This is a genomic window from Ottowia caeni (genome assembly GCF_050821495.1).
Classification (GTDB): Bacteria; Pseudomonadota; Gammaproteobacteria; order Burkholderiales; family Burkholderiaceae_C; genus Ottowia; species Ottowia caeni.
The window spans coordinates 2,405,441-2,427,962 of sequence record NZ_CP151080.1 but is presented as its reverse complement, the minus strand read 5'-3'; the positions used below and the strand labels follow the sequence as shown (position 1 = coordinate 2,427,962).

Genomic DNA, 22,522 nt, shown 5'->3' with positions numbered 1-22,522 from the left:
TCCCCCACCTTCGGACCCTAGGGATTGCCCTGAGCGCGCCTGTACGCCACAGCCGCTGCACGCTGCTGGTCCCCGCCAGGCCCCTACACGGCCGCCAGTGCTGAAAATGCCTGAATCACTTCGGGTGGCGCCTGCACCAACTCGATCAGCACCCCTTCGCCGGCGATAGGAAACTCCTCATTCGCTTTGGGGTGAAGAAAGGTAATGTCGTACCCTGCCGCGCCCTTGCGGATGCCTCCTGGCGCGAAGCGCACGCCCTTGACTGTGAGCCACTCCACCGCCTTGGGAAGGTCGTCGATCCACAAGCCTATGTGGTTGAGCGGAGTGGTGTGAACAGCCGGCTTCTTCTCCGGATCCAGTGGTTGCATCAAATCAACCTCTACCTTGAAGGGCCCCGAACCCATGGCGCAGATGTCTTCATCAACGTTCTCCCGCTCACTTTTGAAAGTGCCGGTTTTCTCGAGCCCCAACATATCCACCCACAACTGTTGAAGCTTGAGCTTGTCTGGGCCACCAATGGCGATCTGCTGGATACCGAGGACTTTAAAAGGACGTGTCATGGGAGGTTTCCTTGGAGGAGAGATGACGATTGAATGCGCTTTACCCCAGCCGAAGCCATATCGGCCCACGCTTTCTCAAGCGAGCCATTCAAATCAATGGCACGGCAGGCATCTTCGATGACGACAACATCAAAACCAGCGGCCCGCGCATCAAGCGCACTCCACGCGACGCAATAGTCGGTCGCCAGCCCGCACAGGTAGAGCGATGTGATACCGCGCGCTAGCAAGTAGGCTGCAAGCCCGGTGGTGGTCTTTCGATCAGCCTCAATGAAGGCCGAGTAACTGTCTACCGCAGGGTGAAAGCCTTTGCGAATGACCAGTTGCGCCTGCGGCACCTGAAGATCGTCGTGCAAGGCAGCGTCTCGCGTACCTTGAACACAATGAATGGGCCAGAGAACCTGCTCTCCGTAAGGGAGCAGCATCGTCTCGAAAGGCTGACGACCGGGGTGATTGGCTGCAAACGAGACATGGTTCGCTGGGTGCCAATCCTGCGTGAGCACTGCGTTGGCAAATAAAGGGGCCACTCGGTTGATGACCGGGACCACCGCGTCACCGTCTGCCACTGGCAGCCCGCCTCCAGGCATAAAGCCGTATTGCGCATCGACGATCAGCAATGCGGTATTGGTGTTCATAGGTTTAAATTATTCGCGCCTGAGCATCCGGATACAAGATCATTCGGCCATCCAGCGGGCCACCTGCTCCTGCGCTGCCATCAGTTCGGTCTGTGAGTCAAATGTGATGCCCAGCACCTTCTGCCGCCCGCCCGCGCCATGCATCAACTCGACTCGGCTTTTGAAACACCAAACGCCTGAGTCGCCCATTCAAGCAACGCGGCGTTGGCTTTCCCGTCGACGGGAGGGGCGCCCAGCCTTACACGCAATGCACCCGCATAATCCCCTGCGGCCTCGGTACGCTTGGCCCCAGGGGTGGCATGAATGGAAAGCTTGAGCAAGTACAAACTCATCCGAGCCAGTACCCGTCTACCAAGGCATCAGGCTCACTCAAACTCAACAATGGCCTGATCCACGGCCAGGCTGTCGCCCTGTTTCGCCTTGATTTCCTTGACCACGCCGTCCGCGCTGGCGAACAACACGTTCTCCATTTTCATGGCCTCGATCACCGCCACGCGCTCACCTGCTTTGACCTCCTGTCCCGCCTGAACCGCGACCTGCACGAGCAGACCAGGCATGGGCGAAAGAACATACTTGCTCATGTCAGGCGGCGCTTTATGGGGCATGAGCTTGTGCAGCTCGGCCGTGGACGGATGCATCACAATCGCGTCCATCTGCGTACCGTTGTGAATGACCCGGGTGGCCAGCGGATTGCGCCCCTTGCCTCGCTCCATCTGCGCCGTGAAGGGTTTACCGTTCACCGTGCCGGAGACGCAGGACTCACCCACATATTTCTCGATCGCCAAGTTGTAGACGCGTTCTCCGTCTTCAGCCTGAACAGTAACTATCGACGGCTGACCGGCGGCAGATTCAGCCACGCTGGCGTTCACGTACTGATGGCCGCCGTCCTTGTCGAGTACGCACACCGTGAAGTCGCGCTTGGGCACCCGCTTGAAAGCTTCCCAGAACTGCCCACCGAGTTCTTGCGCCCGGTTTCTGTACCACTGGTGCAAGCTGGCCGCGAGTGCCACGAGGAATGACGAATCCTCATGCGGCACATCTTCCGCTCTGAACCCCTGCGCATAGTGCTCGGCGATGAAGCCAGTGTTGAAATCACCAGCAATGAATTTGGGGTGAGCCAGCAAAGCCGCCTGGAACGGGATGTTGCTTTGCACGCCTTTGATGACAAAGCCGTTGAGTGCTTCGCGCATGCGGGCGATGGCGTCCTCACGATCCTTTCCGTGCACGATGAGCTTGGCAATCATCGAGTCGTAATGCATGGGAATTTCGCCACCATCCACCACGCCGGTATCCACGCGCACACCATTTTCCGTGGTCGCCTGTCCCTGAAAGAGATCTTGCTCGGGTGGCTGAAAACGCACTAGACGCCCTGTGGAAGGCAGGAAGTTGCGGAACGGATCCTCGGCGTTGATGCGGCATTCCATAGCCCATCCGATTTTTTTCACATCCGACTGGGCGAAGCTGAGCTTCTCGCCCGCCGCCACGCGAATCATTTGCTCCACCAGATCCAGCCCCGTGATGAGCTCCGTCACCGGGTGTTCCACCTGCAGGCGGGTGTTCATTTCCAGGAAGTAAAAATCCTGGTTCTTGCCGACCACGAATTCCACCGTACCGGCGCTTTGGTAGTTCACGGCCTTGGCGAGCGCCACGGCCTGCTCGCCCATGGCCTTGCGTGTGGCGTCGGTGACGAACGGAGACGGCGCTTCCTCGATCACCTTCTGGTGGCGGCGCTGAATGGAGCATTCGCGCTCGTTCAGATACACCACGTTGCCGAAGCTGTCGCCCAAGACTTGGATCTCAATATGGCGAGGCTGTTCGACGAATTTCTCAATGAACACGCGGTCGTCGCCAAAGGAATTGCGCGCTTCGTTGCGGCAAGACTCGAATCCTTCGAATGCTTCCTTGTCGTTGAAAGCCACGCGCAGACCCTTGCCGCCACCGCCAGCACTGGCTTTGATCATGACCGGGTAGCCGATACCCTTGGCAATTTCCACTGCCTGCTCGGACGTATCGATGGGGTCGTTGTAGCCAGGGATAGTATTGACCTTGGCCTCGTTTGCCAGCTTCTTGGAGGCGATCTTGTCGCCCATGGCGGCAATCGCCCCGTGCTTAGGCCCAATGAAGACCAAGCCCTGCTCTTCGACCTTGCGCGCGAACGCCTCGTTCTCGCTCAAGAAGCCGTAGCCGGGGTGGATAGCCTGCGCGCCAGTCTGCTTGGCGGCTTCGATGATCTTGTCACCAAGCAAGTAGGACTCGCGCGAAGGTGGAGGGCCAAGGCGAACAGCCTCGTCAGCCAATTGCACGAAACGCGCCTGCGCATCGGCATCTGAGTAAACCGCCACGGTCGCAATGCCCATTTTCTTGGCAGTGGCAATGACCCGGCACGCGATTTCGCCACGGTTGGCGATAAGAATTTTCTTGAACACGGTGGTTTCCTATGAATCGAGTGATCAGAGCGGAATATTCCCGTGCTTGCGCCACGGGTTGTCCAGCTTCTTGTCCTTCAGCATGGCCAAGCTGCGGCAAATGCGCTTGCGCGTTTCATGCGGCAGGATCACGTCGTCGATAAAGCCACGGCTTCCTGCCACGAACGGGTTGGCAAAGCGGGCTTTGTATTCGGCTTCTCGCTTGGCGAGTTTCTCTGGATCATCCTTGTCCTGACGGAAAATGATCTCGACCGCCCCCTTGGCTCCCATGACCGCGATTTCGGCGTTGGGCCAGGCCAGGTTGACGTCACCCCGCAGGTGCTTGGAGCTCATCACGTCGTACGCGCCGCCATAAGCCTTACGGGTAATGACCGTCACCTTAGGCACGGTGCATTCCGCGTAGGCGTAGAGCAATTTGGCACCATGTTTGATGATGCCGCCATACTCCTGCGATGTGCCGGGCATGAAGCCGGGTACGTCCACAAAGGTGATGACCGGAATGTTGAACGCATCACAGAAACGCACGAAACGCGCGGCCTTGATACTGCTCTTGATGTCCAGACAGCCTGCCAGCACCAGCGGCTGGTTGGCCACTATGCCCACGACTTGGCCGTCCATGCGAGCCATGCCTATGACGATGTTTCCGGCATAGTCAGGTTGAAGCTCAAAGAACTCGCCATCGTCTACTACCTTGTGAATGGCCTCTTTGATGTCATAGGGCAAGTTCGGGTTGTCTGGAACCAGGGTGTCCAGGCTCAAGTCGCTGCGGTCTGCCGGGTCGTTCGTGGGGCGGTATGGCGCCTTTTCGCGGTTGCTGGCGGGGATGTAGTTGAAGAAGCGACGCAGCATGAGCAATGCTTCCACGTCGTTTTCAAATGCGAGATCGGCCACGCCACTGCGTGTGGTGTGGGTGAGCGCACCACCCAGTTCCTCTGAGGTCACGCTCTCGTGGGTGACTGTCTTGACCACCTCGGGGCCAGTCACGAACATGTAACTCGTGTCCTTGACCATGAAAATGAAGTCCGTCATGGCAGGGCTATAGACCGCGCCACCGGCGCAAGGACCCATCACCATGCTGATCTGCGGAATGACACCACTGGCTAGTACGTTGCGCTGGAACACGTCGGCGTAGCCGCCAAGCGAAGCGACACCTTCCTGGATGCGCGCCCCGCCCGAGTCGTTCAGGCCAATCACCGGTGCGCCCACCTTCATGGCCTGATCCATCACTTTGCAGATCTTCTCTGCGTGCGCTTCGCTCAAGGCGCCGCCGAAAACCGTGAAATCCTGGCTGAAAATAAACACCAGACGGCCATTGATGGTGCCGTACCCGGTTACCACACCGTCGCCAGGAATATGCGTTTGATCCATTCCAAAGTCGGCGCAGCGGTGTTCAACGAACATGTCCCACTCTTCGAAGCTGCCAGCATCGAGTAGCACCTCGATCCGCTCACGCGCGGTCAGCTTGCCTTTGCCATGTTGCGCTTCAATGCGCTTAACGCCACCGCCGAGACGGGCAGCGGCACGCTTTTGTTCAAGTTGTTCAAGAATGGGTTTCATGATGTGGCGTTTTCTTACTGATATGTTGGGTCTGCGAGGCTTTCAGCTTCAAGGTACAGCGTTCAGGCCGCGGGCGTCGTGAGCCTCGAGATTCGTTCATGCTGATTGTCCGAGGGGTACCGATGCTGCCAGCTCAAGCAGGCGGCGCGCAGCAGTAGATGGCGCCAACTGGCCTTGTACAACAGCCTGCGTGGTGGTGGGTAGCGCTTCCTTGATGCCAGGGTTACGCCGGAAGGCAGACTTCAGTCCGGCATCGATGCGCTCCCACATCCATGCCAGCGCTTGCTGTTGGCGGCGCTGCATGAGGCGGCCGTTTGCCGTCTGCAGGGTCTTGAAATCGGTCACTGATTGCCAGAATTCATCCAGCCCCAGCACCTTGAGCCCGCTGATCTGAATCACGCGCGGGTGCCACAACTGTGCATCGTGGTGGGCGTGCTCCGGATTACCGTGCATTCCAAGCAATCTCAGGGCAGACTGGATCTGCGCGCGGGCTCGTGTGGCGGCATTGGGATCTATATCGGCTTTATTGATGACTACCAGGTCAGCGAGCTCCATGACGCCTTTCTTGATGGCTTGCAGGTCATCTCCCGCATTGGGCAATTGGAGCAGCACGAACATGTCGGTCATGCCGCTCACGGCCGTTTCACTCTGGCCTACACCTACAGTCTCAACGAGCACCACGTCGTAGCCGGCCGCTTCACACACCAGCATGGCTTCGCGAGTTTTCTCGGCTACACCGCCAAGGGTTCCGCTGCTCGGGCTGGGGCGGATATAGGCGTTTTCCTGCAGCGAGAGGTGTTCCATGCGCGTTTTGTCGCCCAGTATGGAACCGCCCGACACCGTGGACGAAGGGTCTACCGCCAGCACTGCGACTCGGTAGCCTCGCTCAATCAGGTGAATGCCGAGCGCTTCGATGAAGGTGCTCTTGCCCACCCCTGGCACACCGCTGATGCCCAGCCTCAGGGCTTTGCCAGTGTGCGGTAGCAATGCAGTGAGCAGTTCATCGCCCTGGGTTCGATGATCGGCGCGGGTTGATTCAAGCAGCGTGATAGCCTTGGCAATGGCGCGGCGCTGAGCCGGGCCAGGGCCTTGCAGAATGGCAGAAACAATTTGCTGACCTTTCATGGCGCGCACTTCTCCAGCCGCAGACGACTCGTGCGCGAGAACTCGCAGATCTCGTTGGTTGACACTTTCAGCTCTAGCCCGGCTTACGCGCTTTGCGCCTTCTTGATCTGCTCCAGCACATCCTTCGCGCTGGCTGGAATTGGCGTTCCAGGGCCGTAGATGCCTTTGACACCCGCTTCGTACAGAAAATCATAATCCTGCCGGGGAATCACACCTCCGACAAACACAATGATGTCGTCGGCGCCCTGCTTCCTCAGTTCGCTGATGATCGCCGGCACCAGCGTCTTGTGCCCTGCTGCCAAAGTACTCACGCCTACGGCATGCACGTCGTTTTCGATGGCTTGGCGGGCGCATTCCTCGGGTGTCTGGAACAGGCTTCCGATGTCCACGTCGAAACCCAGATCGGCGAACGCGGTGGCCACCACCTTGGCGCCTCGATCGTGCCCGTCTTGGCCCAGCTTGGCAATCATCACGCGCGGGCGGCGGCCTTCGGCCTCGGCAAATTCCGCAATCTCTGTCTTGAGTTTGTCCCAACCCTCCGCACTGTCGTAGGCGGCTGCGTATACACCAGTCACTTTTTGCGTATCAGCGCGGTGGCGCCCGAAGGTTTTTTCCATGGCGTCAGATACCTCTCCCACGGTCGCGCGGGCGCGAATGGCTTCAATGGCGGCTGCGAGCAGATTACCTTCGCCCGTTTCCGCGACGTTCGCAAGTGACTGAAGTGCTTGCTGAACGCGGGCCGGGTCGCGCTTTTGCTTGATGGCGTTAAGCCGCGTGATCTGCGACTCGCGAACCTTGACGTTATCCACCTCAAGGGTCTCGATGGCGTCTTCCTTGGCAAGCTTATATTTGTTAACGCCTACGATCACGTCCTTGCCGGAATCGATGCGCGCCTGCTTCTCGGCCGCTGCCGCCTCGATCTTGAGCTTGGCCCAGCCGGAATCCACGGCCTTGGTCATGCCCCCCATGCTGTCCACTTCGTCAATGATGGCCCAGGCGGCATCTGCCATGTCCTGGGTGAGCTTTTCCATCATGTAACTTCCAGCCCAGGGATCGACCACATTGGTGATGTGCGTCTCTTCCTGAATGATCAGCTGAGTGTTACGGGCAATACGCGCGGAAAACTCGGTCGGCAAGGCAATGGCTTCATCAAAACTGTTCGTGTGCAGCGACTGAGTACCGCCAAACACCGCTGCCATGGCCTCAATCGTGGTGCGGACCACGTTGTTGTAGGGGTCCTGTTCCGTCAGGCTCCAGCCGCTGGTCTGGCTGTGCGTGCGCAGCATGAGACTTTTCGGGTTCTTGGGATTGAACTCTTTCATGATCCGGCACCAGAGCAAGCGCGCAGCACGCATCTTGGCGATTTCCAGATAGAAATTCATGCCCACCGCCCAGAAGAAGGACAGGCGCCCGGCGAATGCGTCTACGTCCATCCCCTTGGCCAGCGCGGTCTTCACGTACTCTTTCCCGTCGGCCAGCGTGAACGCCAACTCCAGCGCCTGGTTGGCGCCCGCCTCCTGCATGTGGTAGCCGGAGATCGAAATCGAGTTGAACTTGGGCATATTCTGCGCCGTGTACTCGATGATGTCCCCGATGATCCGCATGCTCGGCTCAGGCGGGTAGATGTAAGTGTTGCGAACCATGAACTCCTTGAGGATGTCGTTCTGGATCGTCCCGGCGAGCTTGTCTTGCGATACGCCCTGCTCCTCGGCGGCCACCACGTAGCCGGCCAAAATGGGCAACACAGCGCCGTTCATGGTCATGGACACGCTGACCTTGTCGAGCGGAATGCCGTCGAACAGGATCTTCATGTCTTCCACACTGTCGATGGCTACGCCTGCCTTGCCCACGTCGCCTGTCACGCGCGGGTGGTCGCTGTCATACCCGCGGTGCGTGGCCAGATCGAACGCCACACTGACCCCTTGCCCACCGGCGGCGAGTGCCTTGCGATAGAACGCGTTGCTTTCTTCCGCCGTAGAAAACCCCGCATACTGCCGGATGGTCCAGGGGCGGACTGCATACATGGTTGCTTGCGGCCCACGCAGGAAAGGCTCAAAACCCGGCAGCGTGTTGGCATACGGCAGATCTTTGACATCTTCCGCCGTGTAGAGAGGCTTGACGGTGATTCCATCGGGGGTGCGCCAGTTCAAGCCATCCAGATCGCCTGCGGGTGCGGATTTGGCCGCTGCCTTCTCCCAGTCAGCAAAAGAGGCGGGTTTGAACGAGGGCGGGGTTGAACTCATGGCGCGTATCCGTATCCGGTAGGCTGGCAAATGCTGCAACGATGAACGGAGGACTTCTGAGACCAGCACGGCTTTTGCCGCACTGCACCCCGTGGAGTCTTCCACCATCCATAATTATTAATGCAAAACACACTCTTTGCTTACAATGCAGCAAAAAATTCATTGAACCATGACCATTGCCTCTCCTCGCCTGTCTCCTCGCGCACTATATGAAGAGGTCGCTGAGCAACTGCGCCAGCGCATTTTCAGTGGCGAATTGCGCCCTGGCGACTGGATTGATGAGCTGAAGATCGCCGAGGAATTCGGCATCAGTCGCACTCCGCTGCGCGAAGCGTTGAAAGTGCTGGCCACCGAAGGCCTGATCACCATGAAGGTAAGGCGCGGCGCCTATGTCACAGAAACCTCGCCGAAGGACTTGGCGGACGTCTATCACCTGATGGCTCTGCTGGAAACCGACGCTGCAGAAACCGTGGCTCGCCGCGGCACTGAAGCGGGACTCGCGGAGCTTTCTGCTCTCCACAAAGAGCTAGAGTCGAGCTTATCGAACACCGCGCGCTTCTTTGATCTCAATGAGGCATTCCACATGCGACTGCTCGAACTCGCAGACAACCGCTGGCAGTTGCAAATGGTGCAGGATCTTCGCAAGGTCATGAAGCTGCATCGCCAGAACTCGCTACAAAAAGCGGGCCGGCTGGAGCAATCCCTGGCTGAACACCGTGAGCTGATGGCAGCATTGGTTGCGCGTGACGGAGAGCGGGCAGCGGCTTGCATGCGCCAGCACATGAAAGGCGGCCTCGAGGCCGCCATCTGAGAACATTTTGACCTACCGAGAGCGTGTTCAAAGCGGCCGCTTCTACCGCCAAACCCTGCTCTATGGACCTATATGGGCGCTGCTTGCCGCACCGCCCTGAAGTGGAAAATCAAAGACCGAAAAAGCGAGCAATCCAGCCCTTTTTCTTTTGCCCACCCATCTCCCGAAGCACCTCGGCACGCAACCGCTCCTTCTCCAGATCGCGCTCGTGGTTGGCGGCGCGGAGGTAGTCTTTCACTGCATCGACGTAACCATGATCCTCATGGCGAATGTGGTTGAACAGCCAGCGCGAAAGCATGCCGTGCAATTCATCAGTCACGTCCTCCCCGGCGTCGAATCGGCTTTGCAGTTCAGCCACCTTGCGGGTAAAGAGCTCATGTACCTTCTTGTGCGGGCCAGCAAACTGATAGCCAGCCTTTTCGATCATGTTCTCTTCGAAAGCGAAGTGAGAAATGGTGTAGTCGACCGTCTCTGCAATCACATCGCCCAGCATTGCACGATCGTGAGTATCCTTGAGCTCAAGCAATTTATTGATGTATTCAACGATCCGCTTATGCTGTGCATCAATCTCCGAAATGCCAGTGTCGAGCTCTGGAACCCAATGAAGAACCCCCATTATTGACCTCCGCAAATGCCGTTTAAAAGTACTGTCTTGACTAGTATGCAGTATCAACCCGCTACAAACTAAACTTTTTGACTCAAGTCAAGTAGAGCCTAGACCAAGTGTCCAAGTTAGAGGCAGAGCCAACTTTCACGCCGCCTTGAACATTCACTACCAGCTATCTTCCTGCTTCTGCTTTCTACTCTCCAATGGTGTCACGCGCATGAATTCGATCCAGGAATCCTTATCCCCTCACGGCGTTGGCGTGACGCGCCGCCTTGCCCTGTTGGCCGGCATGTCACTAGGTTTCCCGAGCGGTGCATGGTCCGCAAATGTCGAGCAAGCCTGGCCTCGGGCGCTGGCGGTTCCCGGAGGCGTGGTGCGTCTGGATCTGGGGCCCGCCGCCGAGCGTCCCCTCGCAATGGCCGGTGACGTACCGCTGATGGTACTGGGCGATCCTATCGTCTGGACCGCGCTGGTGGGCATTCCCCTATCTGCGCAACCCGGGCAAGCGAGCATTCAGGTCCATGCCGGCGGAAGCCCGCGCACCGTAACCTACTCCATCGAACCCAAGCGCTACAGCGAACAACAGTTGAAGGTTTCTCCGCGAACGGTCGACCTGTCTCCCGAAGACCTCCGCCGCCATGAGCGTGAGCGAGCGCACCAGGCCAAGGTGATCGCCACTTTCAGTGAGCCATCACCCTCCACTTTCCAGATGCAGGTTCCGACGCCCGGCAGGCGGAGCAGCTCTTTCGGTCTGCGCCGGGTTTTCAACGGCCAGCCTCGGAACCCTCACAGCGGCATGGATATCGCCGCACCCACCGGCACACCAGTCGTTTCACCCCTTCCGGCGAAGGTGATAGACACAGGCGACTATTTTTTCAATGGCGACACCATCTGGCTTGATCACGGGGGTGGCCTCCTGAGCATGATGTGCCACCTGAGCCGCATCGACGTCAAACCCGGCGACACGGTCGCTACCGGCCAACGCATAGGAGCCGTCGGCGCCACCGGCCGTGTGACAGGCCCTCACCTGCATTGGTCGGTCAGTCTGAACCGAGCCATGGTCGACCCTGCGTTGTTTCTGGACTGAGTCGCCTCAGGGGAGAACTAGGCCATAAAGTGACCAAGCTGGTGAAAGCGGCCAAGAACTCAGTTGTCAGACTACCCGATACGCGCATGCCCGCCGGGCTGCATACGATTGTCACCAATGACCGTCAGGAGGCATTCATGCTGGAGCTGGTACTGAATGCAGGAGAATGGGCAAATCACCATCTCCGTCCACGGTCTCAAGCCGCACCCCAAAACCCCAGAGACGAGCCACGTGCTTGAGCACCTCCAGTGTGTCATCAGCCAAAGGGCGTCCCTGATATCGGGTGTGGCGAAGGGTCAAGCAGCGATCTCCCCTTAGATTCACATTCCAGACTTGGATGTTCGGTTCGCGAACTCCCAGGTCGTATTGCTGCGACAGCGTTTGCCGCAGGGTTCGATAACCTTCGTCGTTATGGATGGCGTTGACCAACAGATCGCGATCCCTGGCGTCGTCATGAACGGAGAATAGTCGCATTTCGCGCATCAGCCGTGGGCTCAGGAACTGGCCTATGAAACTCTCGTCCTTGAAATTCTGCATGGCGAAGTGCAGCGCGGGCAGCCAGGGTGTGCCAGCCATATCCGGGAACCAGCGACGATCTTCTTCCGTGGGTTCCTCGCAGATGCGCCGAATGTCACGATACATGGCAAAACCCAGCGCATAAGGGTTGATTCCGCTGTATGACCGGTGGCCGACGGGAGGCTGGTAGATCACATTGGTGTGCGAGGAGAGCCACTCGATCATGACGCCATCCGTCAGCCAGCCCTCGTCGTACAGCGTGTTGAGCAAGGTGTAGTGCCAGAACGTGGCCCAGCCTTCGTTCATGACCTGGGTCTGGCGCTGCGGATAGAAATACTGGGCAATTTTGCGCACAATCCGCACAATTTCTCGCTGCCAGGGTTCTAGCAAGGGCGCGTTCTTCTCAATGAAATAAAGCAGGTTTTCTTCCGGTTCCTTCGGAAAGCGCTCGCTCTGAGGTGCCGCGCTGTCTTTGTCCGGACGGGTGGGCAAAGTGCGCCACAGCACATTGACCTGCTGCTGAGCATAGGCTTCGCGCCGCTCGCGCTCGGCCCGCTCTCGTGCCAGGCTTTTTCTGGAAGGTCGGCGGTAGCGGTCTACTCCAAGATTGGCTAAGGCGTGGCACGAATCCAACCACTGCTCGACGGTCTCCAGTCCATGCTGCTCCTCGCACTGGGCTACGAAGTCCCTGGCGAAAACCAGGTAATCAATAATGCTGCTGGCATCGGTCCACATGCCGAACAGATAGTTGCCCTTGAAGAAACTGTTGTGCCCGTAAGCGGCGTGCGCTATCACCAGGGCCTGCATGGCCGTGGTGTTTTCTTCCATCAGGTAGCTGATGCAGGGGTTCGAGTTGATGACAATCTCATAGGCCAGCCCCATGTGGCCGCGCCGGTAACGCCGCTCGGTGGCCAGAAACTCCTTGCCGTAGCTCCAGTGGCGGTAGCCTACCGGCATGCCACTGCCGGCATAGGCATCCATCATCTGTTCGGCCGATATCACCTCCAGTTGATTGGGATAGGTGTCCAGACCGAACCGACCGGCCGCAGCAGCAATGGCATCGTGATACCGTTCGATCAAATCAAAGGTCCAGTCACTCGGGTCTGGCAGCGGCTCCCGCGGGCGCTTCCCGGCCGGCAGGGGGGCCGCGGGCACGCCACGCTGAATTCGCTCCCCTACTCCACCCTGTTTCCAGGAACTGCGCTCACGACGCGCCAGAACGGGGTACTGAGAGAGGTTCATAAAGATATCCCCTCCTTCTTGAAGAGATCGCGAAACACGGGGTAAATCTCGCCAGGCTCGGAGACCTTGCGCATGGCGAAATGCGGGAACAAGGACCCAAGTTGGCTGTACTCTTCCCACAGACTCTGCTCTTCCTGCGCCACCTGCACGTAGGCAAAGTAGCGCACCAGCGGAAGTATTTTTTCTGCCAGCAAACTGCGGCAATTTACGCCGTCGCTATTGAAGTTGTCCCCGTCGCTCGCCTGGGCTACGTAGATGTTCCAGTCGCCCCCGGTGTAGCGCGCCCTGATGATTTCATCAAGCAATACCAAGGCGCTGCTGACCACGGTACCGCCGCTCTCCTGAGAATGAAAAAATTCATCTTCGCTGACCTCGGCCGCCTGAGTGTGATGCCGTATGAAAACGATGTCTATCTTTTCATAGTGCCGGGTGAGAAACAGGTACAGCAAAATGAAGAACCGCTTGGCGAGATCCTTGCGATCCTGATCCATGGAGCCGGATACGTCCATGACGCAAAACATGACTGCCTGGCTGCTGGGCTCTGGAACCTTGACCCGGTTTCGAAAGCGCAGGTCTATGGGATCGAGGAAGGCCACTTTGCCGATGCGCGCCTTCAGCGCCTCAATTCGCTGGTGCAAACCGGCCACTGCCTCACTGGTGCCGTCGTCCTGCGCCAGCAGAGCCTCCAGTTCCTCCTGTTGCGCCTTCAGTTCACGGTGGGGCGCTTTAGTCAGGGCAATACGCCGCCCCAGGGCCCCCCGCATGGTGCGAAGAACTGCCAGGTTGTGTGGCGTCCCGTCGTGGCTGTAGCCAGATCGGCGTGTCTTGTATTGGGGAGTGCTGCCGATATGGGTGCGAAGCAGGCGAGGCAATGCCAAGTCCTCGAAAAACAGCTCCATGAACTCCTCTTTGGAAAGAGTGAACGTGAAGTCATCTTCCCCCTCACCACTATCGCTGGCCTGAGAGCCCCCTCCCGCGCCCCCTGCACCACCTGGCGGCCTCTGGATCCGATCTCCGCGTACGTACTCCCTGTTTCCAGGGTGAATGGTGTCCCGTATTCCGCCCGAGCCATGATGAAACAAGGGTTCACGTATGTCCTTGCGAGGGATCGTAATGCTCTCGGCCTGATCCATATGGCGAATGTCGCGCTTGGCCACAGCGCGTCGAACGGCCTCGGCGATCTGCTCTTTGTAACGACGAACAAAGCGCTCTCGGTTGCCCACCGACTTGTTCTTGCCCGAGAGCCTGCGATCGATGATCTGCAATGCCATCTATGCCCCTCTGCGTGCTTCCACGCGCTGGATTCCAGAGCGCCCTACATCATCGCTCAAGATCGCTCACCTCAATCAGGCAGGTTCAACTACTCTTGCGGACACGCAAATACCATTCGCACAGCAGGCGCACCTGCTTTGGCGTGTAGCCCTTGGACTGCATGCGGGCTACAAAATCTTCATGCTTGCGTGCATCTTCGGCACTCGCTTTCGCATTGAAGCTGATGACGGGCAGAAGTTCCTCGGTGTTGGAAAACATCTTTTTCTCGATCACCAGGCGCAGCTTTTCGTAGCTCGTCCAACTCGGGTTCTTACCTTGGTTGTTGGCGCGCGCACGCAAAACAAAGTTGACAACCTCGTTACGAAAATCCTTGGAATTCGCTATGCCAGCTGGCTTCTCTATCTTCTCCAGCTCGGCATTCAGCGCGTTCCGGTCAAATACTTCGCCCGTATCGTTGTCCCGGTACTCGCTGTCCTGAATCCAGTAGTCCGCGTAGGTGACGTAGCGGTCAAATATGTTCTGACCATACTCGCTGTAGCTCTCCAGATACGCGGTCTGAATCTCCTTGCCAATGAACTCTGCGTAATGCGGTGACAGGAACTCCTTGATGTAGCCCGTGTATTTCGTTTCCAGTTCAGCAGGAAACTGTTCACGCTCAATCTGTTGCTCCAGCACGTACATCAAGTGAACCGGGTTGGCGGCCACCTCGGTGCTGTCGTAGTTGAAAACTTTCGACAAAATCTTGAAGGCAAAGCGCGTGGAGATACCCGACATCCCTTCGTCCACACCGGCGTAATCGCGATACTCCTGGTAGCTCTTGGCCCGTGGGTCAGTGTCTTTGAGGCTTTCTCCGTCATAGACCTGCATCTTGCTGAAAATGCTCGAATTTTCAGGCTCCTTCAAGCGAGTAAGCACCGAGAACTGCGCCATCATCTTGAGCGTACCGGGGGCGCACACCGCATCGGCAAGCGACGATTCCCGGATCAGCTTCTCGTATATCCTGACCTCTTCGGAAACCCGCAGGCAGTAAGGCACCTTGACGATGTAGATTCGGTCCAGAAACGCCTCGTTGTTGCGATTGTTACGAAAGGCCTTCCACTCGCTTTCGTTGCTATGCGCCAACACCAAGCCATCGAACGGAATCGCGCCAAAGCCCTCCGTACCCTTGTAATTACTCTCTTGCGTGGCCGTTAGCAAAGGGTGCAGCACCTTGATGGGAGCCTTGAACATTTCAACGAATTCCAGCAGCCCCTGATTGGCGAGACACAGGCCGCCCGAATAGCTGTACGCGTCAGGATCATCCTGGGCAAAATTCTCCAGTTTTCGAATGTCCACCTTGCCCACCAGGCTAGAAATGTCCTGGTTGTTCTCGTCGCCCGGCTCCGTCTTGGCGATCGCGATCTGCTTCAAGATGCTCGGGTAACGCTTGACGACGCGGAACTGACGAATGTCGCCTCCGAATTCCTCCAAGCGCTTCACGGCCCACGGCGAGAGTACGTGCTGCAGGCAACGCCGAGGTATCCCGAACTGCTCCTCCAGGACTGGTCCGTCTTCTGTGGGGTCGAACAATCCAAGTGGCGACTCGTTCACCGGGGAACCCTTGAGGGCATAGAACGGCACTTTCTGCATAAGGTGCTTCAGGCGTTCCGCGATCGAACTCTTGCCTCCGCCCACCGGCCCCAGCAGATACAAGATTTGCTTGCGCTCTTCCAGCGCTTGAGACGCATGGCGAAAATAGCTCACCACTTGCTCGATCGAATCCTCCATTCCGTAGAACTCGGCAAAGGCCGGATAGCGACGCATGACTTTGTTCGCAAACAGGCGCGAGAGTCTCGGGTCATTTCGCGTGTCCACCATTTCGGGCTCGCCTATGGCGGCCAGCATGCGATGGGCTGCGCTCTCATAGGCCATGGGATCTCGCTGACAGAGAGCGAGGTACTCCTCGATCGACATCTCTTCTTCACGAAGACGAACGTAGCGAGCAGTCGAATTGCTGATGACATCCATACGATCTCCTCTGGCGGCACCCGTGCCTGGAATGCCGCGAAAGTTGCAATACCTTTGATACCGTATGAAGGTGTTGTAGCACCTTACATCAACTTTGAATAGGCTATCTGCCCTAGGGACGACCTGAGGATGGCCTTAAATTTTTTGAGTTGCAGATCCATGTCTCAGGAACGCATCAGATATCAAGAAAAATGCGCCCTTCAGGCGTTCGCAGGTGCCAACACCTTCAACAACCAGTGGTTGAGATCTTCCACTTCGTCCGCGCAAACCGAGTGCGGCATGTCGTATTCATGCCATTCGACGCCATACCCCAGCGACTGCAAGGCATCGCGCGAAGCCTGCGCGCGCGACAGCACGATCATCTCGTCCTGCCGCCCATGTGCGAGAAAGAGCGGAACCTCCGCATTCGCGCTGCTGCGTTCTTCTGCCAAACGGCTCGCCAGCGGCAAATAGCCCGACATCCCGACGATTCCGGCCAAACGCTCGGGGTAGCGCAACCCCGTCAGCAGTGCCATGGCGCAACCTTGTGAAAACCCCGCCAGCACAATGCGACTGGCAGCAACACCACGCGCCTTTTCTCGGGCTATCAACCCTTCAATGGCTGCTTGGGAGCGCCGCAAACCTGCCTCGTCTTCCTTTGAGCGATCCAGATTGATGTCAAACCAGGCGGGCATCACATAGCCCCCATTGATCGTGACCGGAATGTGCGGTGCATTGGGAAAAACCCACCGCACAGGCCCCGCACCATGCAAGTCAATCTCTTTGACGAAGGGTGCGAAGTCCCCGCCATCAGCGCCCAGTCCGTGCATCAGAATGATGGAGGCCCTGGGTTCGGCCCCGGTTTCAAATTCAAGCGCGTGCAAAGGAGCAAATTCAGTCATGATGTCAGGCAAGTTGTAATTTCAACAATGGTACAAAAAAGGCCGCCAGGACCTAATGATCCCAGGATCACGATGCCCTTACGTCCAGACAGAATCGGCCAATGCCCTCAAAATCTTCATCATGACCAAACCGCTGAAAGAAATCGCTTTTTCCATGCTTGATCTGGTGGCCGTGCGAGAGGGCGCCACTGTGGCCAGTGCGCTCGCTGTGGCCTTGACGACGGCGCAACATGCCGAACGGCTGGGCTTTTCGCGCTACTGGCTGGCCGAACACCACAACATGATGGGCATCGCGTCTTCGTCCACAGCCGTGCTGGTGGGCCATATTGCCGGGGGCACCAAGTCCATCCGCGTGGGCTCAGGCGGTGTGATGCTCCCCAACCACGCCCCACTGGTTGTGGCCGAAGCCTTCGGCACCCTCGCAGAGCTCTACCCCGGCCGCATCGACCTTGGGCTTGGGCGTGCGCCAGGCACCGACCCCATGACCATGCGCGCCCTGCGCCGAGACCGTGTCGAAACGGTAGACGATTTTCCGCGCGACGTAGCCGAGTTGCAGCAGCTTCTTGGCGACCCTGCTCCAGGGCAAAAACTGATCGCCAACCCAGGCGCCGGTACGCACGTGCCCATCTGGCTACTCGGCTCCAGTCTTTTCTCTGCGCAACTGGCAGCTGAAAAGGGCTTACCTTATGCCTTCGCATCGCACTTCGCGCCGGCACAATTGTTGCAGGCCATCGACTTGTATCGACGCAACTTCAAGCCCTCGAAACAGTGCCAGAAGCCGTACGTCATCATCGGTGTGCCTCTGGTGGCTGCCCCCACCGATGCAGAGGCCATTTACCTGGCAAGCAGCGTGTTCCAGCGTGTGCTGGCGATCCTGCGCGGCGCTCGAGGCAAGCTTCAACCACCTATTGAAGATTTTTTCGAACGCTTGAGCGCACAGGAAAGAGCCGGCATCTCGGATTTCCTTGCCTGCGCTGTGGTCGGCGGCCCGGAAACCGTGCGCGCTGGCCTCGAGTCGCTCGCTCAGGCAACCGAGTGCGATGAAATGATGCTGGTGTGCGATGTATACGATCCGGCGCTGCGACTTCGCGCTCTGGACATCGCCATGGCAGTTCGAAACGGCGAGTCTTCTGCGCAATTGGCGGCATCCGAGTAAGTATTTTTTGAATGAAGGTTTCTGTCTGGTTCACCTCTGGATCGGCTCTCTTGCTCATGGGCCTGACAGGTTGCTCCGTAGCTGGCGCTGCTGCCGGCGCGGTCATTTCCGTGGGCGGCGCAGTGGTGTCTACAGGTATTACGCTCACAGGAAAGGCGGTCGGTGCGGGTATTGATGCCATGACCTCGCCATCAGAGCGACCGGACAACAGCGGCATCATCATCCGGGAGCGCATCAGCCCCGCTCCCACTCGTTGTCAGCCGGCCTCAGGCGACGCTACAGCGCAGCCGTGTGATTGAAGATTGAAACACTGCAAGTTTTCCCCACACGGCGCCACAATGAAATCCCACGGACCTGGCGAAAATCCCTCCATCTTCATCTCAAATGGAACAACTACCTTTCAGCCCAGCCTCCGAACGCAATCAGGCTCCCATTCTGAGCGTACTCAGAGAGTTGCTGCCGGAATCGGGGCAGGCCCTGGAAATCGCGAGCGGCACCGGCCAACATGCCGCGTATTTCGGCGCAGCCATGCCCGGCTGGCGCTGGCAACCGACCGACGTCACGGATGCACTTTTTGGTGCCATTCAACCATGGGCTGCCAGGGCCGGCGCCAACAATGTCATGCCACCGCGCCGCCTGGACGTACTTGACTCCGTCTGGCCGTCGGACGCCCCCCTGTTCGAGACGCCATTCGATCTGATCTACTGCGCCAACATGCTGCATATCGCTCCATGGGCTTGTACTTCCGCACTCATGCAGGGAGCCGCGAGGCATCTCACGCCCAATGGAACGCTAGTGATCTACGGTCCATTCATCGAGGAAGAAGTCGCCACTGCCCCCAGCAACCTTGCCTTTGATGCAGATCTGCGAAGACGCAGCCCAGACTGGGGAATCAGGCACCTCGCTGATGTGGAACTCGAAGCCACTTCAGCCGGGCTGGCCCTGACCAGCCAGCACCACATGCCGGCGAACAACCTGTTGCTGAGGTTTCGAATAGGCATCTGAGATGCGTCTTTACGGGACGATCATGGCGACACAACAGCTAGAATGCCTGCCCCCGTGTACGATCTGCGCATCAACTTGCGCACTGGCAACCAGCGCGCTGCCTCACCGTGACGGAAAACTAACGCTCAAGTTTATTTTGCATGGACTACCCTGGTAATCTCTTCGTCGTCGCTGCACCCAGCGGCACGGGCAAGTCAAGCCTCGTGAAGGCGCTCATGGAGGTCGATGCCGGCGTGGCCCCCTCCATCTCCCATACAACTCGTTCGCCGCGCGGACAGGAAAAGCACGGCCGCGAGTACTTCTTCGTGGGCACCGCAGAGTTTGACACCATGATCGCCTCCGGCGATTTCCTGGAGTGGGCTCACGTACACGGAAACCGGTATGGCACATCGCGCCAGACCATTGAGCAGCGCATCAGCGCCGGGGGCGACGTCGTGCTCGAGATCGATTGGCAAGGCGCGCTTCAGATCAAGAAAATATTTGCAAACGCGATCCTGGTCTTCGTGCTTCCCCCCAGCCTGGACGAACTCCGTGCTCGCTTGATTCGGCGCGGCGAAGATTCCCCCGAAGTGATCGAGCTGCGGCTAAACAATGCGCGTGAAGAGTTGGCACAAGCCAGTCATTTCGACTTCGTTATAATTAACGAGATATTTGAACGTGCGCTTTTCGACCTCAAAGCCATTGTTCACGCGCAACGCTTGAAATTCACTGCCCAAAAGCGTGCACGCGCTGACACGTTCAAGGCCCTCAACATCGTCTGAATTTCCGGAGATCACCCCAAGATGGCTCGCATTACCGTCGAAGACTGCCTTGCGCAGATCCCTAACCGTTTTCAACTCGTTCTGGCGGCCACCTACCGCGCACGCATGCTGAGCCAGGGCCACACACCCAAAGTCGAAGCTCGCAACAAGCCTGCCGTCACAGCCCTGCGCGAAATCGCAGCTGGCAAAGTGGGCCTTGAAATGCTCAAGAAGGTTCCCTGATCCCTGGCACCCTCCAACCAGAGCTCGTACCAGCCGCGCTTGCGTGATTTTGGTAATAAAAAAAGGCGCTTTAAGCGCCTTTTTTGTTTCATTTATGCTGCCTTTTTTGGTGCGAATGCACATTTTTTGCGCAAGCGGTTAAATTAGAGGGATGAGTTCGGTGCTTTCTCCCTCAATCCTGCCGGTCGGATCCCCGCCTGCCCCCCAGTTGGCTGCTGCCAACGCGGCGGCAGCCAGCTTTGCCGCGCTTGAAGCCAAGCTAGATTATCTTGACGCCGCCGACGTAGAACAAGTGCGCCGTGCGTATCGCTTTGCCGACACAGCGCACCTAGGCCAGATGCGCCACAGCGGCGAGCCATACATCACCCACCCCATTGCAGTGGCCTCGCAGTGCGCTGAATGGAAGCTCGATGCCCACGCGCTCATGGCCGCGTTGCTGCACGACGCCATGGAAGACTGCGGCGTGACCAAGGCCGACCTCGTGGAACAGTTCGGCGCCCCTGTCGCTGAACTGGTCGATGGACTGACCAAGCTCGACAAACTTCAGTTCACTACTCGTGAAGAAAACCAGGCTGAGTCGTTCCGCAAAATGCTGCTGGCCATGGCACGCGATGTCCGCGTGATTCTGATCAAGCTGGCCGACCGCTCCCACAACATGCGCACCATGTCAGACATGCCGCGCAGCAAATGGGGGCGTATCTCCACTGAAACGCTGGAAATCTATGCACCCATCGCCCACCGCCTGGGCCTCAATCAGTCTTACCGGGAACTGCAAGACTTGGCGTTTCGCCATCTCAAACCCTGGCGTTACACCGTTTTGGCCAAGGCCGTCAGCCGAGCCCGCCAGCGCAGGCGCGACCTGATTCAAAAGGTTCAGCAGGAACTGGAGACCACGCTAGCTGAGGCCGGCCTGGCCGCCCGCATTGTGGGGCGCGAAAAAACGCTGTACTCCATTTACCGAAAAATGGCCGAGAAGCATTTGTCGTTCGCCCAGGTGAACGACCTCTACGGCATCCGCGTAATTTTGCCCAACACCATCAATTGCTACACCGCGATGGGCTTGCTGCATCAGCTCTACAAGCCGGTGCCTGGACGGTTCAAAGATTACATTGCCATCCCCAAGATCAACGGCTACCAGTCACTGCACACCACATTGGTAGGCCCGGCCAGTATCAACATTGAGTTCCAGATTCGGACCGAGCCCATGGATCTGGTGGCCGAGTCAGGCGTGGCCGCGCATTGGCTCTACAAGGTGGGTGCCAAGGATCGCCCCGCAGGCGAGCACCTCGGCACCCAGTGGCTACAGTCTCTTCTGGACATCCAGGACGAAACGCGAGACGCAACCGAGTTCTGGGACCACATCAAGGTGGATCTTTTCCCTGATGCGGTTTACGTTTTTACGCCAAAAGGCCAGATCATGGCGCTACCGCAGGGCGCGACCGTGGTCGATTTTGCCTATGCCATCCACAGCAATGTTGGCGACCACACCGTCGCAGCCAAGGTGAACGGCGAACAAGTGCCGCTGCGAAGCGAACTTGCAAATGGCGACGTCATCGAGATCATCACAGCCCCTGTGTCTTCACCCAACCCCGCATGGCTGGGTTTCGTTCGCACCGGCCGAGCACGTTCACGTATCCGTCATCACCTGAAGACGCTCGCCCACAATGAATCCACCCAGTTAGGCGAAAAGCTCCTGGCACAGGCGCTTCGTGCAGAAGGCCTCGACCATCTGCCCGGCCTTGAAGCGGACGAGAAACCCATCTGGGACAAACTGCAACGCTTTACAGGCAACCGTACCCGGGAAGAGCTCCTGACGGACATTGGTCTGGGTAAGCGCAGCGCGAGCATGGTCGCTAAACGACTGGTCACCATGCTGGCGGCCCAAGGGCACAGGCCCGATGCCCTTCTGCTGACCCGTGAGCGCTACACGGCTCACGAAAACCTCTCCCAGGGTGCCGTCACGCTTGATGGCGGAGAAAACGCCTCCGTCAAGTACGCCTCCTGTTGCCGCCCCATTCCGGGCGACGGAGTGCTGGGGTATCTGGGGCGTGGCGAGGGCTTGGTCGTGCATACCGACGATTGCGCTGTGGCTCGCCGCCTGCAGCACAAGGATGCTGAGCGCTTCATTACCGTGGCCTGGGCCGACGAACCTGTGCGCGCCTTCGAGGTAGGTGTGGTGGTTACCGTGATCAACGGCAAAGGCGTGCTGGCACGAGTGGCAGCGTCCATGGCCGAAGCAGAAGCGGATATCGTGCACCTCGGTATGGCCGACGAGGCCGCACAGGACGCGCTGGATCTACGCTTTGTGATCACTGTGCGCGACAGGACGCACCTCGAAACGGTGCTGCGCACCTTGCGCCGCACGCACTCTGTGCTACGAGCCTCTCGCATCATGCCAGCAGCAGGCTAGGA

At 58.3% G+C, this 22,522-nt stretch carries 20 protein-coding genes; 8 read left to right on the top strand and 12 right to left on the bottom strand.

Annotation, left to right across the window (positions count from 1 at the left end):
• Nucleotides 1-83 precede the first annotated feature (83 nt).
• The 7 genes from AAAK34_RS11720 to scpA form a co-directional block, all read right to left on the bottom strand.
• A complete protein-coding gene (locus AAAK34_RS11720) occupies nt 84-560 on the bottom strand; it encodes a VOC family protein (protein WP_231693201.1) in 477 nt (158 codons plus the stop codon).
• The gene (gene pncA / locus AAAK34_RS11715; protein WP_231693200.1) at nt 557-1,192 is read right to left on the bottom strand and encodes a bifunctional nicotinamidase/pyrazinamidase; all 636 of its coding nucleotides are present in this window, start codon (nt 1,190-1,192) and stop codon (nt 557-559) included. The genes AAAK34_RS11720 and pncA overlap by 4 nt, the downstream gene beginning before the upstream one ends.
• A 143-nt stretch (nt 1,193-1,335) precedes the next feature.
• On the bottom strand, nt 1,336-1,524 hold the full coding sequence (locus AAAK34_RS11710) for a DUF167 domain-containing protein (RefSeq protein ID WP_431777295.1): 189 nt from the start codon (nt 1,522-1,524) through the stop codon (nt 1,336-1,338).
• Between the two features lie 33 nt (nt 1,525-1,557).
• Nucleotides 1,558-3,618, bottom strand: coding sequence for an acetyl-CoA carboxylase biotin carboxylase subunit (locus AAAK34_RS11705; RefSeq protein ID WP_231693198.1), 2,061 nt, complete (start codon nt 3,616-3,618; stop codon nt 1,558-1,560).
• 24 nt (nt 3,619-3,642) lie between these two features.
• Nucleotides 3,643-5,175, bottom strand: coding sequence for an acyl-CoA carboxylase subunit beta (locus tag AAAK34_RS11700; protein ID WP_231693197.1), 1,533 nt, complete (start codon nt 5,173-5,175; stop codon nt 3,643-3,645).
• Nucleotides 5,176-5,271: 96 nt separating this feature from the next.
• Nucleotides 5,272-6,300: a methylmalonyl Co-A mutase-associated GTPase MeaB gene (meaB, locus tag AAAK34_RS11695; RefSeq protein ID WP_231693196.1), complete on the bottom strand. Its 1,029-nt coding sequence runs from the start codon at nt 6,298-6,300 to the stop codon at nt 5,272-5,274.
• An 83-nt stretch (nt 6,301-6,383) separates the two neighbouring features.
• Nucleotides 6,384-8,543 (bottom strand): methylmalonyl-CoA mutase, encoded by a 2,160-nt coding sequence (gene scpA, locus AAAK34_RS11690; protein ID WP_231693195.1) that lies wholly within the window; start codon nt 8,541-8,543, stop codon nt 6,384-6,386.
• A gap of 169 nt (nt 8,544-8,712) precedes the next feature.
• Here scpA and AAAK34_RS11685 point away from each other — a divergent pair, with 169 nt between their 5' ends.
• A complete protein-coding gene (locus AAAK34_RS11685; RefSeq protein WP_431777294.1) occupies nt 8,713-9,354 on the top strand; it encodes a GntR family transcriptional regulator in 642 nt (213 codons plus the stop codon).
• Between the two features lie 109 nt (nt 9,355-9,463).
• Here the strand turns inward: AAAK34_RS11685 and AAAK34_RS11680 are convergent, their stop codons facing one another.
• Nucleotides 9,464-9,970, bottom strand: a complete 507-nt coding sequence (locus AAAK34_RS11680) for a bacteriohemerythrin (protein WP_231693194.1) — start codon at nt 9,968-9,970, stop codon at nt 9,464-9,466.
• Nucleotides 9,971-10,250: 280 nt separating this feature from the next.
• Here AAAK34_RS11680 and AAAK34_RS11675 point away from each other — a divergent pair, with 280 nt between their 5' ends.
• Nucleotides 10,251-11,048: a peptidoglycan DD-metalloendopeptidase family protein gene (locus AAAK34_RS11675; RefSeq protein ID WP_231693352.1), complete on the top strand. Its 798-nt coding sequence runs from the start codon at nt 10,251-10,253 to the stop codon at nt 11,046-11,048.
• A 135-nt stretch (nt 11,049-11,183) separates the two neighbouring features.
• Here AAAK34_RS11675 and AAAK34_RS11670 read toward each other — a convergent pair whose 3' ends face one another.
• The 4 genes from AAAK34_RS11670 to AAAK34_RS11655 form a co-directional block, all read right to left on the bottom strand.
• Nucleotides 11,184-12,806: a SpoVR family protein gene (locus AAAK34_RS11670; protein WP_231693193.1), complete on the bottom strand. Its 1,623-nt coding sequence runs from the start codon at nt 12,804-12,806 to the stop codon at nt 11,184-11,186.
• Complete coding sequence (locus AAAK34_RS11665; RefSeq protein ID WP_231693192.1) at nt 12,803-14,077, bottom strand: YeaH/YhbH family protein; 1,275 nt, start codon at nt 14,075-14,077, stop codon at nt 12,803-12,805. Before AAAK34_RS11665 ends, AAAK34_RS11670 begins: the two co-directional genes overlap by 4 nt.
• Before the next feature lie 85 nt (nt 14,078-14,162).
• Nucleotides 14,163-16,085 (bottom strand): PrkA family serine protein kinase, encoded by a 1,923-nt coding sequence (locus AAAK34_RS11660; RefSeq protein WP_231693191.1) that lies wholly within the window; start codon nt 16,083-16,085, stop codon nt 14,163-14,165.
• A 200-nt stretch (nt 16,086-16,285) separates the two neighbouring features.
• A complete protein-coding gene (locus tag AAAK34_RS11655; protein ID WP_231693351.1) occupies nt 16,286-16,966 on the bottom strand; it encodes a dienelactone hydrolase family protein in 681 nt (226 codons plus the stop codon).
• Nucleotides 16,967-17,087: 121 nt separating this feature from the next.
• On the opposite strand from AAAK34_RS11655, the gene AAAK34_RS11650 reads away from it, so the two are divergent.
• The 6 genes from AAAK34_RS11650 to AAAK34_RS11625 all read left to right on the top strand — a co-directional run bounded on the left by AAAK34_RS11650 (nt 17,088) and on the right by AAAK34_RS11625 (nt 22,520).
• Nucleotides 17,088-18,122, top strand: coding sequence for an LLM class flavin-dependent oxidoreductase (locus AAAK34_RS11650; RefSeq protein ID WP_231693190.1), 1,035 nt, complete (start codon nt 17,088-17,090; stop codon nt 18,120-18,122).
• 11 nt (nt 18,123-18,133) lie between these two features.
• On the top strand, nt 18,134-18,421 hold the full coding sequence (locus tag AAAK34_RS11645) for a hypothetical protein (RefSeq protein WP_231693189.1): 288 nt from the start codon (nt 18,134-18,136) through the stop codon (nt 18,419-18,421).
• Nucleotides 18,422-18,506: 85 nt separating this feature from the next.
• Nucleotides 18,507-19,127 carry a DUF938 domain-containing protein gene (locus AAAK34_RS11640; RefSeq protein ID WP_231693188.1) on the top strand — a complete coding sequence of 207 codons (621 nt, stop codon included), beginning with the start codon at nt 18,507-18,509 and terminating at the stop codon, nt 19,125-19,127.
• 140 nt (nt 19,128-19,267) lie between these two features.
• Complete coding sequence (gene gmk / locus AAAK34_RS11635; RefSeq protein WP_231693187.1) at nt 19,268-19,888, top strand: guanylate kinase; 621 nt, start codon at nt 19,268-19,270, stop codon at nt 19,886-19,888.
• Nucleotides 19,889-19,909: 21 nt separating this feature from the next.
• Entirely contained in the window at nt 19,910-20,110 is a 201-nt protein-coding gene (rpoZ, locus tag AAAK34_RS11630; protein ID WP_231693186.1) for a DNA-directed RNA polymerase subunit omega, read from the top strand.
• 151 nt (nt 20,111-20,261) lie between these two features.
• Entirely contained in the window at nt 20,262-22,520 is a 2,259-nt protein-coding gene (locus AAAK34_RS11625; protein WP_231693185.1) for a RelA/SpoT family protein, read from the top strand.
• The last annotated feature ends 2 nt before the right edge of the window (nt 22,521-22,522 follow it).